A 13,277-nucleotide genomic window follows, 5' to 3' on the forward strand; every position below is an offset into this window, starting at 1 on the left:
CTCATGAACTCTGACTCTATCTCAAAATCCTGTCTTAGCAAGTGATTGATAACAAATGCCCCAAAGTCCCAAAGACTCCAGCAGTCCGACAAACAAGCCCGCAAATGCCGAGAAATCGCACTCAGCGTCCCATGACACGAAGAATGGCAATGAGCGCGACGAGAGAATGCCTACAGACGGCGACACGATCGCCCTCCCCGCCCATGTGGCAGGCTCCGGGACACTGGACCGGCTGGTCGACACTGCGCGAGACTACGCCAAAGCTTCGACGGCCGAAAACACCAACAAGGCTTACGCCACCGACTGGAAGCACTTTGCGCGATGGTGCAGGTTGAAGGGGACAGAGCCTATTCCCCCGTCGCCGGAGATGATCGGGCTCTACCTGACCGACCTGGCGGCGCCGACGAGCGGCGCCCCTGCCCTATCCGTTTCGACCATTGACCGTCGTCTGTCGGGGCTTGCTTGGAACTACGGGCAACGCGGGTTCACGCTGGATCGCAAGGACCGGCACATCGCCACCGTGCTCGCGGGCATCAAACGCAAGCATGCACGCCCTCCGGTGCAGAAAGAGGCAATCTTGCCGGAGGACATCCTCGCCATGGTCGCCACCCTTCCCTTCGATCTACGCGGGTTGCGGGATCGGGCTATTCTTCTCATCGGGTATGCCGGTGGTCTCAGACGCTCGGAAATCGTCAGCCTCGACTTCGGCAAAGACGACACGCCCGACAGCGGCGGCTGGATCGAGATCCTCGACGACGGCGCAGTACTGACACTGAACGCCAAAACCGGATGGCGCGAAGTGGAGATCGGGCGCGGCTCCAGCGATCAGACCTGCCCGGTGCATGCGCTGGAACAGTGGCTGCACTTTGGGAAGATCGATTTCGGTCCCGTGTTCGTCGGGACCTCGCGGGACGGCAAGCGTGCCACGGAGACGAGATTGAACGACAAACATGTGGCGCGCCTGATCAAACGCACCGTGCTGGACGCGGACATCCGATCAGAGCTGCCCGAGAAAGACCGCCTCGCTCTCTTCTCAGGCCACTCCCTGCGCGCAGGTCTCGCTAGCTCCGCCGAAGTAGACGAGCGCTACGTCCAGAAGCAACTCGGCCACGTCTCGGCCGAGATGACCCGGCGCTACCAGCGCCGCCGCGATCGGTTCCGCGTGAACCTGACAAAGGCCGCGGGGCTCTGATCGCGCGGTCATTCGGTCGTTTATTGATGATACATAAAATTGCAAACGGCCCGTTTTCATGCCCCTGATAGGCTACGCCCGTGTTTCCACAGAGGATCAGACCCCCCTGCCCCAGTCTGAGGCCCTGCAGTCTGCGGGATGCGCCGAGATCTTTGAAGAGCACGCCTCGGGCGGCAATCGCGCGCGACCGGTGCTGGCACGCGTGCTCGAACGCGTCCAGAGCGGCGATACGCTGGTCGTTGTGCGGATCGACCGGCTTGCGCGATCTCTGTCGCACTTGCTGGAGGTGATCGAAAGACTGGAGGGAAAGGGGGCGTTCTTCCGCTCGCTCCAGGACCCGATCGACACTGCCTCGCCCCAGGGCAAGTTCACGTTGCAGGTTCTGGGCGCTGCGGCTGAGTTCGAACGCGCTCTGATCCGCGAGCGCACAAAGGCCGGGCTTGCCTCTGCGCGCGCCAAAGGGCGCGTAGGCGGCAACCCAGGGCTACGCGCCAAGGATCCCGCCGCGCTGCGCAAGGTGCGGCTGGCACGGCAGGACGGCTATATGGAACGCCTGAACGAGACCGCGCAGGATTGGGTGCCTCATGTGCGCCGCCTGCGCCCCGATATGGCTTGGGAAGACGTGCTGCGAATTATCAATGCCCCCCTGCCCCCAGATCACCATTGGACACAAGGCCGACTGCTCCGCGCTGTGAAGGCATATGTGCGCGACGGGTTCCTTCCTGCCGAGGTGCTTGGCCGCGCCGGACGCCGCGAAACCGATGACCGCCTGCCGGCCATCGTCGCAGCGATCAAAGGCGCGGACCCCGAAATCACGCTGCAGGCGATCTGCGATCGGCTAGAGTCGATGCGCGAACGGACCCCTCGAGGTCGTGCCAGCTGGCAGCCGTCTTCGGTCAAAATGTTGCTCGAACGAGCGGAGCGGCTTGGCCTAATTTCATCAGAATCGGCTCACTCCCAACTGTAACTAGCAGAGGCTCAAACAGCTGAATCTATCGCTCTAAACACCGTCAGAAGGTCAATTGTGCCATTGGTTGCATGGGTTTAGCCAATACCATCCAAACAATCCCCATGAATGGCTTGAAGCACGGTCTTTTGGATTTATCACCATAAAATCAACAACTTGCAGTTATCTTGATGTGACTGTACGTATTGGTGCTGTGGATAACTTTCACACTACATCTAGATTCTTCTTGCCGGACTCACTTGATCGTGGCATTCCCATTCTGACGGTAAAACGCGTCAGTCGCGCTGTACACCGTCAGAATGACCAAGAGCCTCAACAGAGGCCGAGAGTGGGCGGCAGGACATGGATGATCGTAACGTTGGATACGCGCAAGGCATAGGCTCTTCCGACATCGGAGCATTTGCCGACAATCTGGCTGAATCTTTGGATCGCCAGATGAAGATCGCTTTCGAGCCCGAAGAACGAAAGTCCCTGCGCCGATTCAGTTCTACCGAAGTTGCCAGCCTCCTGCGCGTTAGCACATCTAACCTGCGCAACCGGCACAAGGACGGCAGCTTCCCGGAAGTTCATACAGACAACCGCGGACACCGGTTCTACACAGCCCAAGAGATCGATAAGCTGCGCGACATTCTGGGGCGCACCGGAAAGAACGCAGAAAGCTACCGCCCCGGTCGACGTGAAGGCGATCGTCTCCAGGTGATATCTGTCGTCAATTTCAAAGGCGGATCGTCAAAAACAACAGCAACGATCCATCTTGCACAACGGTATGCTTTGCGAGGTTACCGAGTGTTGGTCTTGGATCTCGATCCGCAGGCAAGTTTGACCACCTTTTTCGGCTTTCGGCCAGAGCTCGAGTTCGCCGAAGGCGGCACAATCTATGATGCCCTGAGATATGAGGAACAAGTTCCGCTCTCAGCCGTCATCCAAAAAACCTACTTCCATAAGCTCGATATGGTCCCAGCGGGCCTGATGCTCTCGGAATACGAAACTGAGACGGCAAACGCCCTCGCCCGCCGGGTGCAACCCATATTTGCGGAGCGTCTTGCCTTAGCGCTTGAGGAAGTAGAGGCGAATTACGACATCGTTCTGATCGACTGCCCACCTCAACTTGGCTTTCTGACCCTAACGGCGTTGGCAGCCTCGACGGGACTCCTAGTAACGGTCGTGCCTGGCATGCTCGACATTGCTTCAATGAGCCAGTTCCTGAAACTTGCTTCGGAAACGGTAAAGGCTGTCGAAGAAGCCATTGGCAGGCGCGTTACATGGGACTTCGTAAAGTTCTTGATCACGAGATACGAGCCGTCGGACGGGCCTCAGACCCAGATGGCGGGCTACCTGAGATCGATCTTGGCCGGACAGGTCATGACTGAGCCAATGCTGAAATCTACAGCAATCTCGGACGCCGGTATGACCCAGCAAACCGTCTACGAAGTTGATCCGAGCCAATTCATTAGAAAAACGATTGATCGCGCTCTGACCAGCGTGAATGGCGTTGGAGATGAGTTGGAACAGACAATCCAAATGGCATGGGGGCGTCGCTGATGGCCCGAAATATCTTCAATCAGCCTCCAAAGGACGAGAAGGAGAGCGCGGCCCCCTCCCCTACCCCGCCAAAAGCAGCAAAACTGCCAGGATCTGTTGGCGGATTGCGCGACTCTTTGCGCGAGATTACCGCGAATTCGATCCGTGACATCGAGCCCGATCAGATTGACATGGATGGTCTGCGCGATCGGTTGGTGCTGGAGGATTCCAGTATTGATGAGTTGGCCGAAAGCATTCGCAAGCATGGGCAACAAGTACCAATTATGGTCCGTCCATCAGCGCAACCGGACAGATACCGTATCATCTACGGACGACGCAGGCTCGCAGCGATCCGCATGGTCGGCGGAACGGTCAAGGCGATCGTTCGAAGCCTGGATGACGACGCATCTCTGATCGCACAGGGCCAAGAGAACAACCTCCGACTAGACCCGTCTTTCATTGAGAAATCTCTTTTTATCAAAGAGATGCAGGAATCAGGTTACAAGCCAAACGTCATTCAGGATGCTCTCGGCTTGACACGGCAGGGCGTGTCCAATCATCGCGTCGTCATAGAGCAACTGCCAGAAGGGCTTGTACAGCTGATCGGGCCGGCACATGGCATCGGACGACGGCAATGGGGTGACCTGGCCGCTTTGTCGAAAAAGATAGATCTGGTGAACACAGCCAAAGAGGTGATCGCCGCCCTGCCCGACGACACTCCAAGCGCGGATAAGTTTCAGGCAGTCTACTCGGCTTGCTCGAACAAGGCGCGTAGCGACAAGAAGCAAGCCAACCGCAGCCTAACGTCCGTTGTCAAAGATGGGGACGGTAGCTCTGTGGGAACGCTGACAGTCGACCAGAAAACGATCGCTATCAAGATCACCAAGAAGGACAACCCAGAATTCGGCCAATGGATCGAAGAGCGCGCGGAGGCAGCGCTTTTGAAGCTCTTCGAACAGTGGCGGAATGAGAGCGGCTCTGGGTCCTAAGCCCCGAGCCACACAGAGTAACTCGAGCAGAGGAGAAAAGCGAAGACCAGAAAGAAAAGAGCCCCCCAAAGTTTCCCCTGGAGAGCCCTCATCATTCGATTAGCACTCATGATGTAGCAACCTCCAGCAAACCGGTCAAGAGTCACCGATTCGGTGGACGGGTTTTTATTGCCTTTTTCTGAGCGAAATCTCGGGAAGAGACTGGGAAGTTGTGGGCCGAACGGTCGTCGTGAAGAAACCATGGCATTTACAAAACTATCGATCAGAACCGCTGATGCTGATGCATCACGCGGCTCAATTTCTGCGGCTGAAACCGACATCTGGACCATCTTCAGGGCACTAAGAGATGCACGTAGCGTATTCGGTCTGCGTCCTGGCCATATCCAAACACTTCAAGCCATGCTCAGTTTCTTGAAGCCCGGCCATGGCGAAACGGTTTTCGCGTCCAACGACTCGATTTGCCAGCGCGTCGGCGGAATCGACGAACGGACACTCCGCAGGCACATCAACCGCTTCGTCGAACTCGGGTTCATCAAACGCAATGACAGCTCGAACAGAAAGCGCTACCGCGTTCGCTCATCCAGCGGGGAATGCATCAGCTATGGACTGTCTCTAACCCCCCTCCTCCAACGTGCGAGCGAGCTTATCGCCATCGCACATGAGATGGAAAATAACCGGCGGGATCGGATATTTGTCCGCAAACAGATCCTGACAAAGCTCGCCCATTTGGAAGAGCATGATCCCAGCAACACATTCATCAACCACGCACGGAGAGCTCTACGCAGGAAGCTGAGCCTTACCGAATACCACGCGCTGCTCGCCGACACGGACAAAGAATGCCAGACTTTGTATACCCCAGATAACCCACCAGAAACTGTGGAGTTGCCCGCCAATGACGGACAAACTGTCCGGCACCAATCTATGTCTGAAGAAGAAAAAAAAGATTTAGATAGCAACACAGGCAATGAAGCTCTGAAACCAGACTTGCTAACCTCAGTCTGCGATCAAGCGACATCGTTCTCCACAGAGAGACTTAGAGACTGGTTGGACATTGAAAACCATGCTCGAACTCTTGCACCCATGATGGGGATTCACCCAGAAACATTTGAGAAAGCCAAGAATGCAGTAGGAGCTCAGAAAGCGTCATGCGCGATCTTCATCATGCTACAACTTGGACAACGCATCAGGGATTTTGGAGCGTACTTTCACAGTATCACCTTGGGCCAACGTCAAGACCAGTTTGATCCAGTGGCTTTGATCAAGCGTCTATCCAAAACTGCTATGCAAACCGCCTAGTGTCCACCGCGGTGGACGTCTGGCCATCAACTAGTCCAATGACGCGCGGTCTCGCCACATGCATCAAAGCGACAGAGCCAAATTCCACTAGGGCGATACTACACAGTCAATCCATGTACCTCCGACCCGCCGATGTCCACCGCGGTGGACAGATCCGGCACCAAGTCTCACAACTCACATGCGCGACAGCCGCTTTTCGTCATCCACCACTTCCAAAGAACCCTTGTTGGCAGTCCAGGCCCACAGGACGATGTTGAAGTCCGTTGATGACGCACCCTTCGCAAAGCTTTGGATCAGAAGCCCCGCAAACCGATCTGCTATAAGGGCGCGTGCTAGCTCCTGTGTCGGTACCAATTGGCCATCGAGCATCTTCATGCGCCATGCAGAGTCGGCAAGCATCGCCTCGGTCACACCATACCGTTCGAGCTTGTCCTGATCGCGGGTATCGAAAATAGGCCCAAGGTCGGCTTTGTAGGACACCAGGATCGTGGGTTGCAGGCTGCCTACCTGGTTGGCTTCTCTAAGAGCGGTCGCGGGATCCAGCGAGGTGTAGAGGGCAGGGGTGCCCTTGGCGTTAAAGCGCCCTCCATAGAGTTCAGCGCCTCGTCCGGACAGAGGTTCACGCGCATAGACCGGGTTCAGGGCGCGATAGAGTGGCCCTGTGTAGCGTCCATCTTTCAGCGGCATCAGGCAAAGACGCCCGCATCGACCGCATCGATGTATTCCAGAACTTGCTGAGCTTTGCCTTCCTGCACCAGCTGCATGGCTGTCCGGCCATCAAAGCCGGGCAGGGGCTCTGACCGGTACCATGCATAGGCCATCAGTTCCGAGCCGAAGCGGGGCTCAACTTTGTTCAGCACCTCTACCAATTCGCGCAGGCGGCGCTGCGTCTTGTCCGAACCGATGCGGGCTCGCCTCTGCAACGCGTCTTTGCCCAAGCCGACGGTCAATGCGATCTCTTCTGCTGATGTGCGTAGCACCGCGGCGATCTTGCGCGGTTCGAATTGCCCAGCTTCAGCAAAGTTCGTGATGTGCATGATCTATGCTCCTACGGTGATACTGACGGTATATAGCGGCAACATCGCTGAAATTCAAGCTGACAGGAGGCGCTGCGCCTTCGTTTCCCGTGCTTATCCGTAACGCTGCAGTGCTCTGAACGAAGCAAATCCTGATCTTTGGGCCTGAGAGGTCACCGTTGGAGCGCTTTTGCCGATCGAGAACGTCAGATAAGCTATTGATAATATGAGAAAGACTGCAGCAGTCGGGCCGGAGTTGCCGATATGGCTTGCCGATCTTGGATCGAAACCGCCACTTACTGCATGCCGTCACTGGGGTCCGCGGTGGTGTCGGACCCTCGGCCGTTACCCCGGACCAGTTGGCTGCTGAAAAGTAAAAGTGTCCTTCGGGTTTTGTGACTGACGGATGAGGGCCTTTGGGGTCCCTCGGATGGGTCCGGACCGGATTCCGGTCTGTCTTTCCTAATGAAGGGCATTCTAATGGAAACAGGTGTCTTGCGCGTGCTCCGCACAACCGCCGCCTCCTGGTGGCGGCATAGAGAGCTGCGCAGAACTGGCCAGACGGCGCTATCGCGGCAACTCGAGCGCGAGACCGTCCTGCGCGATCTTGGCTACCTCAGGCAGGCGGCATTATTGCCAAACGCGCATGTGATCTGCGGGGAGGGTGGGACGTTCCTTCATCTCGGCTGGACCACAGTGTCGACTTTCGCGCCGATCGAACGCTTTCCCTTGGCCGCTCTTGCGGTCGCACGAGGGACCCCGTTCATCGATATCCGACCCGTCACCGATGTTATCGCATTCGCGAACTTGCCGCGGGTGGCGCGGGACAGATCTGTCGATCCTGACCTTTCAGGTGCCGGCAGGTGCGTCTCGCTGACCACCTACATCGACACGGTCGAGCGGCTCGGCGCGAGGATCGTCAACGATCCGCGGCCCCGTCAGTCAATCTGATCACCACTCCCTCTCACAAACATTCGAAAGGAGGCCAGCCATGGCCCGATCCCCCACGCCCAAATTCGATGCCTCCGAGGTCATCACAAACGAAATCATCCGCATCATCGAGCGCGGCGTCCTGCCGTGGCGCAAGCCCTGGACCGCAGGCGGCAGCTCACGCCCCCTGCGCGTGGGCGGCGAACCCTACCAGGGGGTGAACAACTTCCTGCTGACGATGCGGACCGTGATGGCGGGCCACAGCTCTCCCTTCTGGATGACTCTGCCTCAGGCCAATGCGTTGGACGCAAAGGTCCGCAAGGGCGAGAAATCCTCTGTCGTCGTCTATTACGGCCAAAGCCGGAAAGACGCGGGCGGCGAGGACGACCGCAGCGATGGCGATGATCGCTCCGAGGAAGCCCGCATCTTCCGCTTCCAGAAATCCTACCGCGTGTTCAATGCCTGCCAGATCGATGGCCTGCCCGACAGCTTCTTCCCAGACCCGGAGCCCGCGCCCGAGCATCCGCCGTCCGAGCCCATCCCGCACATGCAGGCGTTTTTCGATGCCATCGACATCACGACCGTCTTCACGGGCACGGAGGCGTACTATTTGCCCCCCGTGGACAAGGTCTACATGCCATCCATCACGCGGTTCCAGGACCCGCGCAATTTCTACGGGGTCTGGGCGCATGAGCTGGCCCATGCCACGAAGGCCCGGCATCGACTGAACCGTGATTTCGGGTTCTCGAAGTTTGGCAACACCTCTTACGCGCGCGAGGAGATCGTCGCGGAATTGACCTCGGTGTTCCTGGGTCAGACGCTCGGCTTTACGGCGCATACGCTCGAGATGAATGCTGCCTACCTCCATAACTGGTTGCGCGTTCTTCGGTCGGACAAGGGTGCGATCTTCAAGCACGCCGCGGATGCGCAGCGCGCCTGTGATTACCTGATCGCCAGATCGGAGGCGGGCAGGGCAGGGGGCCGAGCCAAGGCCGCCTGACCACAGGGAGAACGGAGACGCCCATGTCACGTAAGGAACCCAAGACGCTGCGGGTGGCCTGCTTCAACGACGGCCGCCGCAAGATCATCACCTTCAAGCACGGCGCCTATTGGTGGAGCCCGTCCGAGGGCGCTTATCCGCTCTCGGCGGCACTTGAGACCATCAAGCACCAAGGCGGCTGGATCGAAACCATCCCCAACCCGAATTACAGACCCAAGCGATTGTTCGGGTAGGGCCCCTTCTGCTTCTGTCCTGCCGCCAGGGGGAAAAAGAAAAAGCTGGCTTTTGGAAGGGTGTTTCAACTTCTCAAAGGAGCACCCCATGTCCATGACAGGACAACCCCAGACAGACCGCCCTGATCCGAGTGTGATCGCAGCGCAGAACGACGCGTTTCGCAAGCTCGCGTGCCTCGGTGTGCCAACCGCCCAGTCTATTCAGGGCCGCATGCATGTCACCCGCTCAATTATGAATGCCGGTGACGGCTTCATGGCCGAGGCGGTGAAGGCCACGGGCATATTCGAGACCTTCGAGCCCGAGAACGATCCCGAAGGATGGCATGATTTCGGGGCGGTCGAGGTCCGCGGCGAGACCGTGTTCTGGAAACTGGATTTGTACGAAGCGGATTCCGACTTCCGCTATGGCGCCGAGGCCCCGGACAATCCCGCCACCACCATGCGCGTGCTGACCATCATGCTGGCGCGCGACTGGTAGGGGAGGGGACACCCCTCCTGACAGCCCAGGCGATGAAGGCCCGCTGACCCCTCAAAGGGAGAGTGGGCCTTTTGTTGTGGTGATCCCTGAAGACGGGGATTGGCCGCGCATCTGAATGCGCGGGCCGCTCCAAACCCACCGAAAAGGAAACGCCATGACCACAAGCTTCAAACCCGTCTCCGTCGCCATCGGCGATCTGGTCTCACATCCCGCCAATGTGCGCAGCAACTCGCCGGAAACCTATGATCCTGAGAACATCGCCCATCTGAAGGCAAGCATCGCCGTTCTGGGTCTCCTGCAGCCGCTCATGGTCCAGAAGCTCGACGGCAAATATGCTGTCCTCGCCGGTGGCCGTCGGCATGCCGCGCTGAAGGAGCTGGTCGCGGACAGGGCCGCGAAAGGCTTCACGGCGAAGGCCAAGATCGACTGCCGTCTTGTGCCAGAGGATTGCGATGTCACCACGGCCCTGTCGCTCGCTGAGAACATCACCCAGGCGCCGATGAATGCCATCGACGAGTTCGAGGCTTTCGCGCGGATGATGGAGGTCGACGACCAGACGCCCGAGACGATCGCAAAGACCTTCGGCACCACGGTGGCGGCCGTGAAAGGCCGGTTGCGCTATGGCCTAATCCACCCCGACATCCGCGCCGCGGCCCGGGCCAAGACGATCACGCTCGACACGATGAAGGCCTTTGCGGAGCATCCGAGCCAGGAGGTGCAGCGCGAAGTCTTCGAGGCGCTCACCAAGGAAGATAGCTACCTGCAGGCCTATACGGTCCGCCAGGCGCTCAAATCCCGCGGCGTGCAGGTCAGTGACGATATCGGGGCCTTCGTGCGCGCGGACTACGAGGCGCGGGGCGGCGCTGTCGCCGCTGACCTTCTGGAAGAGCATTCCGTGCTCGAAGACGCCGCGCTGGTCGAGACCATCCTGCTCGAGAAGCTCGGTGCCGCCGCCGAAGAGGCCCGCATAAAGCTGGGCTTTGCCTGGGCCGATGCCATGGTCCGCTATGATTACGCGACCATGGCCGACTACGGCCGCGTTTATCCCGGCCCGATCGAGCCTGATGAGGCTGCGCAAAAGCGCATCGATGAGATCACCGCCGAGCTTGAGAAACTGCAGCTCGAGATGGAGGATGAGGGGCTCGAGGACGGTGCCTACAACGCGCTTTACGAGCGCGTGGACGCCTTGGAAGAGGAAGCCCGCGACCTGCAGGAGGCCTACAGCGCCGAGGACCTCGCGCGGTCTGGGGTAATCGCGTCCTGGTCGGGCGGGCAGGTGACCCTCCATGTTGGCCTCGTCCGCCCGGAAGACACCGTCAAAAAGGAGGGCGCGCGCGGCTCCTCGGCTAGCCCGACCGGGGAGGAGGCCCCAGACGCCGGCGAAATCACCTATCCGGCCTCACTGGCTGAGGACCTCAAGACCGAGCGAGCCATGGCGCTTGGGGCCGCGATGGCGCTGCATCCGGAAGCTACGCTCGATCTGACGCTCTTCAAGCTGGTGAGCGACGTTCTGGCCAGCGGCATGAGTGTCACGCAGGCGATCAAGATCGATGCCCGCAAGGAATACCGCAGCCATGCCAAGATGGACGAGATCGACGCAACCTCGCTCGAGCAGGTGGCGGCGGCGCATGAGGCGCTGGACCTCTCCTGGCTCGATGACACCCGCGCGCCCGCCGATCAGTTCGCGGCGTTTCGCGCGCTGGAGGCAGGCGAAAAGGCCAAGCTCGTGGCCTATGCCACGGCCAGCACCACGCAGTCCTGCTTCGCGCGGGACCGCCAGCGCGACAGCCTGATGCATGCGTTCGAGATCGAGATCATGCCCGACATCCGCTCCCACTGGACGCCGAATGCGGCGCTCTTCAACCGCTTCAAGAAGGCTTGGCTCCTGAAGATCCTCGGCGAGGATCTGGGTCTCGCCCAGGAGGCGGTGACGCTGGCCTCGTCGAGCAAGAAGGAGATCGTCGCCTTTTGTGACAAGCTCTTCGCCGAGCCCTTCGCCACGCTCACGGACGCGCAGCGCGCTGCCGTGGCCGCCTGGTGCCCGCCCATGATGCAGACAGCCGGTGTCGCCTGTGATGAGGCGGAGCCCGCGGCGGAAACCCCGGAGCCTGACGGCGACATCGCGCAAGCGGCCTGAGTCCTCACGCGACCCGCGCGTGGACCATGCCGCCCGCGCGGGTCGACCCTTCCAAACCGAACAGAAAGACATCCCCATGGCTATTCTCAAGTTCTCTGCCTCCGCTGTTGCGGCGCAAATCGCACATGCGCGTGCCTGCAAGACCTTCCTGCCCAACTGGAACGGGCCCGTGGACAGGCCGGCCCTGATCCTCATCGTCGGCAATGGTGTGCATCTGCGCTCAAACGGCATCGATGGCACGACCACCCGTATCGTTACCACCGAGCAGGCCGATCCCTCCTTCGCCTTCGCCGACGGCATGAACCCGTTTCGGGACACCGACTGGATGGCGCAGCGCCGCATGGCGTTTCGCGATCTGACCGGCCAGTTTTACACCGACATCCTGGATGACGTGCAGGTGCTCATCGACCGGGGGCGAGGGGCCATCCGGCTCGCCACCGATGGCCACAGCATCCGCGTCTTCGTGCGCCGGGCCTCGGACTATCTCATCGGCGGGACCTACGAAGTGCCCTCGGGCCTCGGTGGCACCTTCAGGGTCATCCTCAAGGATGCCTGCGACACCTTTGCGATCGTGCAGAACTGTGGCAATTGCGAGGATTTTGACGCCATGCAGCCCTACCGCGTGCCGCTCGATGCGCTGATGGAAATCGATGACCGGAGGGCGGCGTAACGCGCCCTTTCTCAAACATGCATCGCCAATACCCTGCCGGGCCGGCGGCCCTCTCGGGACATTGGCGACAACAATTCCCCAATGAGAGAAAGGACTCTGAGATGGGATGGCTGTTCTACACCGACGGCCGCGTCAAATCCTACGCGGATGAGAAAGCGGAAATTGCCCGGCTCTGCACCTTTGAGGGCGACACGCGCAAAACTGAACTGGTCAAGGCCTGCAAGGTTGGCTCCACCTGGTATGCAGCGGCTAGGGTTACCAATCGCGACGGCACCCCTGTCGAGGACGCGACCTATGTCACCGATCCTGACGGCTCGATCACTTTCGCCGCCGTATTCCTTACCCGATATGATGACGGCTGCTGGGGCTACAAGGACATGGAGGAAAGCGCGGGACCGGTCGAATCCCGCGCGCCACTGAGCCTATTGGCCCTGCTGTCCGAGCTGAAAGACCCAGACAGCTATGCTCATGCCTGGCGCCAGCGCTGCCAGGACTGGGCTGCGATCCCGGACTACGAGGAAGGCGACAAGATCAAGCTCGCCACCCCTGTGACGCTCACCGATGGCAGTACCTGCCAGATTGTCACCGCGACCCACTACAGGCGTGGGCGGCAAAAGCGCCGCTGCTACCGCATCGAGGAAACTGGTGGGCTCGTACGCCTGTCGAAGGCCTCGCTTGCGGGCTCGGAGCTGCTCAGCTCCACGAAAGGTGCGGCTAGCCCGGTGCTGGCGGAGTTCCTGGCGGGGCGAAATTAGGTCCTGCGCCGGACGGTTCATCGACCTGCCCGGCGACAGCAGATGCTGCGGCTTGTCTTGACAAGGCAATGCAAATGCATTACCTATCGCGGG

At 59.6% G+C, this 13,277-nt stretch carries 14 protein-coding genes; 12 read left to right on the forward strand and 2 right to left on the reverse strand.

Annotated features, from left to right (window positions below):
* The first annotated feature begins 166 nt into the window (after positions 1 to 166).
* The 5 genes from GQE99_RS20965 to repC all read left to right on the forward strand — a co-directional run bounded on the left by GQE99_RS20965 (position 167) and on the right by repC (position 5,965).
* A complete protein-coding gene (locus GQE99_RS20965) occupies positions 167 to 1,192 on the forward strand; it encodes a tyrosine-type recombinase/integrase (protein ID WP_161353881.1) in 1,026 nt (341 codons plus the stop codon).
* A 58-nt stretch (positions 1,193 to 1,250) separates the two neighbouring features.
* Positions 1,251 to 2,159 carry a recombinase family protein gene (locus GQE99_RS20970; RefSeq protein ID WP_043754160.1) on the forward strand — a complete coding sequence of 303 codons (909 nt, stop codon included), beginning with the start codon at positions 1,251 to 1,253 and terminating at the stop codon, positions 2,157 to 2,159.
* Between the two features lie 342 nt (positions 2,160 to 2,501).
* Positions 2,502 to 3,701, forward strand: coding sequence for a plasmid partitioning protein RepA (repA, locus tag GQE99_RS20975; protein WP_043754158.1), 1,200 nt, complete (start codon positions 2,502 to 2,504; stop codon positions 3,699 to 3,701).
* Positions 3,701 to 4,669, forward strand: coding sequence for a plasmid partitioning protein RepB (gene repB / locus GQE99_RS20980; protein ID WP_223229246.1), 969 nt, complete (start codon positions 3,701 to 3,703; stop codon positions 4,667 to 4,669). The genes repA and repB overlap by 1 nt, the downstream gene beginning before the upstream one ends.
* A 240-nt stretch (positions 4,670 to 4,909) precedes the next feature.
* The gene (gene repC, locus GQE99_RS20985; RefSeq protein ID WP_085870099.1) at positions 4,910 to 5,965 is read left to right on the forward strand and encodes a plasmid replication protein RepC; all 1,056 of its coding nucleotides are present in this window, start codon (positions 4,910 to 4,912) and stop codon (positions 5,963 to 5,965) included.
* A gap of 174 nt (positions 5,966 to 6,139) precedes the next feature.
* Here repC and GQE99_RS20990 read toward each other — a convergent pair whose 3' ends face one another.
* A complete protein-coding gene (locus GQE99_RS20990; RefSeq protein WP_043754138.1) occupies positions 6,140 to 6,652 on the reverse strand; it encodes an RES family NAD+ phosphorylase in 513 nt (170 codons plus the stop codon).
* Entirely contained in the window at positions 6,652 to 7,002 is a 351-nt protein-coding gene (locus GQE99_RS20995) for an MbcA/ParS/Xre antitoxin family protein (RefSeq protein ID WP_027264271.1), read from the reverse strand. The genes GQE99_RS20990 and GQE99_RS20995 overlap by 1 nt, the downstream gene beginning before the upstream one ends.
* Before the next feature lie 444 nt (positions 7,003 to 7,446).
* Here GQE99_RS20995 and GQE99_RS21000 point away from each other — a divergent pair, with 444 nt between their 5' ends.
* From GQE99_RS21000 to GQE99_RS21030, 7 genes are all read left to right on the forward strand, one after another.
* Positions 7,447 to 7,932 carry a hypothetical protein gene (locus GQE99_RS21000; protein ID WP_043754136.1) on the forward strand — a complete coding sequence of 162 codons (486 nt, stop codon included), beginning with the start codon at positions 7,447 to 7,449 and terminating at the stop codon, positions 7,930 to 7,932.
* A 40-nt stretch (positions 7,933 to 7,972) separates the two neighbouring features.
* Positions 7,973 to 8,911: an ArdC family protein gene (locus tag GQE99_RS21005; protein WP_043754134.1), complete on the forward strand. Its 939-nt coding sequence runs from the start codon at positions 7,973 to 7,975 to the stop codon at positions 8,909 to 8,911.
* A gap of 23 nt (positions 8,912 to 8,934) precedes the next feature.
* Positions 8,935 to 9,144 carry a DUF6330 family protein gene (locus GQE99_RS21010; RefSeq protein ID WP_043754132.1) on the forward strand — a complete coding sequence of 70 codons (210 nt, stop codon included), beginning with the start codon at positions 8,935 to 8,937 and terminating at the stop codon, positions 9,142 to 9,144.
* 88 nt (positions 9,145 to 9,232) lie between these two features.
* Entirely contained in the window at positions 9,233 to 9,622 is a 390-nt protein-coding gene (locus GQE99_RS21015) for a DUF3768 domain-containing protein (RefSeq protein ID WP_161353882.1), read from the forward strand.
* Positions 9,623 to 9,776: 154 nt separating this feature from the next.
* Complete coding sequence (locus tag GQE99_RS21020; RefSeq protein WP_043754129.1) at positions 9,777 to 11,759, forward strand: ParB/RepB/Spo0J family partition protein; 1,983 nt, start codon at positions 9,777 to 9,779, stop codon at positions 11,757 to 11,759.
* A 76-nt stretch (positions 11,760 to 11,835) separates the two neighbouring features.
* Positions 11,836 to 12,429 carry a hypothetical protein gene (locus tag GQE99_RS21025; RefSeq protein WP_025042408.1) on the forward strand — a complete coding sequence of 198 codons (594 nt, stop codon included), beginning with the start codon at positions 11,836 to 11,838 and terminating at the stop codon, positions 12,427 to 12,429.
* A 101-nt stretch (positions 12,430 to 12,530) separates the two neighbouring features.
* Entirely contained in the window at positions 12,531 to 13,184 is a 654-nt protein-coding gene (locus GQE99_RS21030) for a DUF6927 domain-containing protein (RefSeq protein ID WP_028288610.1), read from the forward strand.
* Positions 13,185 to 13,277: the final 93 nt, after the last annotated feature.

The sequence above is a fragment of the Maritimibacter harenae genome (genome assembly GCF_009882975.1).
Taxonomy (GTDB): domain Bacteria; phylum Pseudomonadota; class Alphaproteobacteria; order Rhodobacterales; family Rhodobacteraceae; genus Maritimibacter; species Maritimibacter harenae.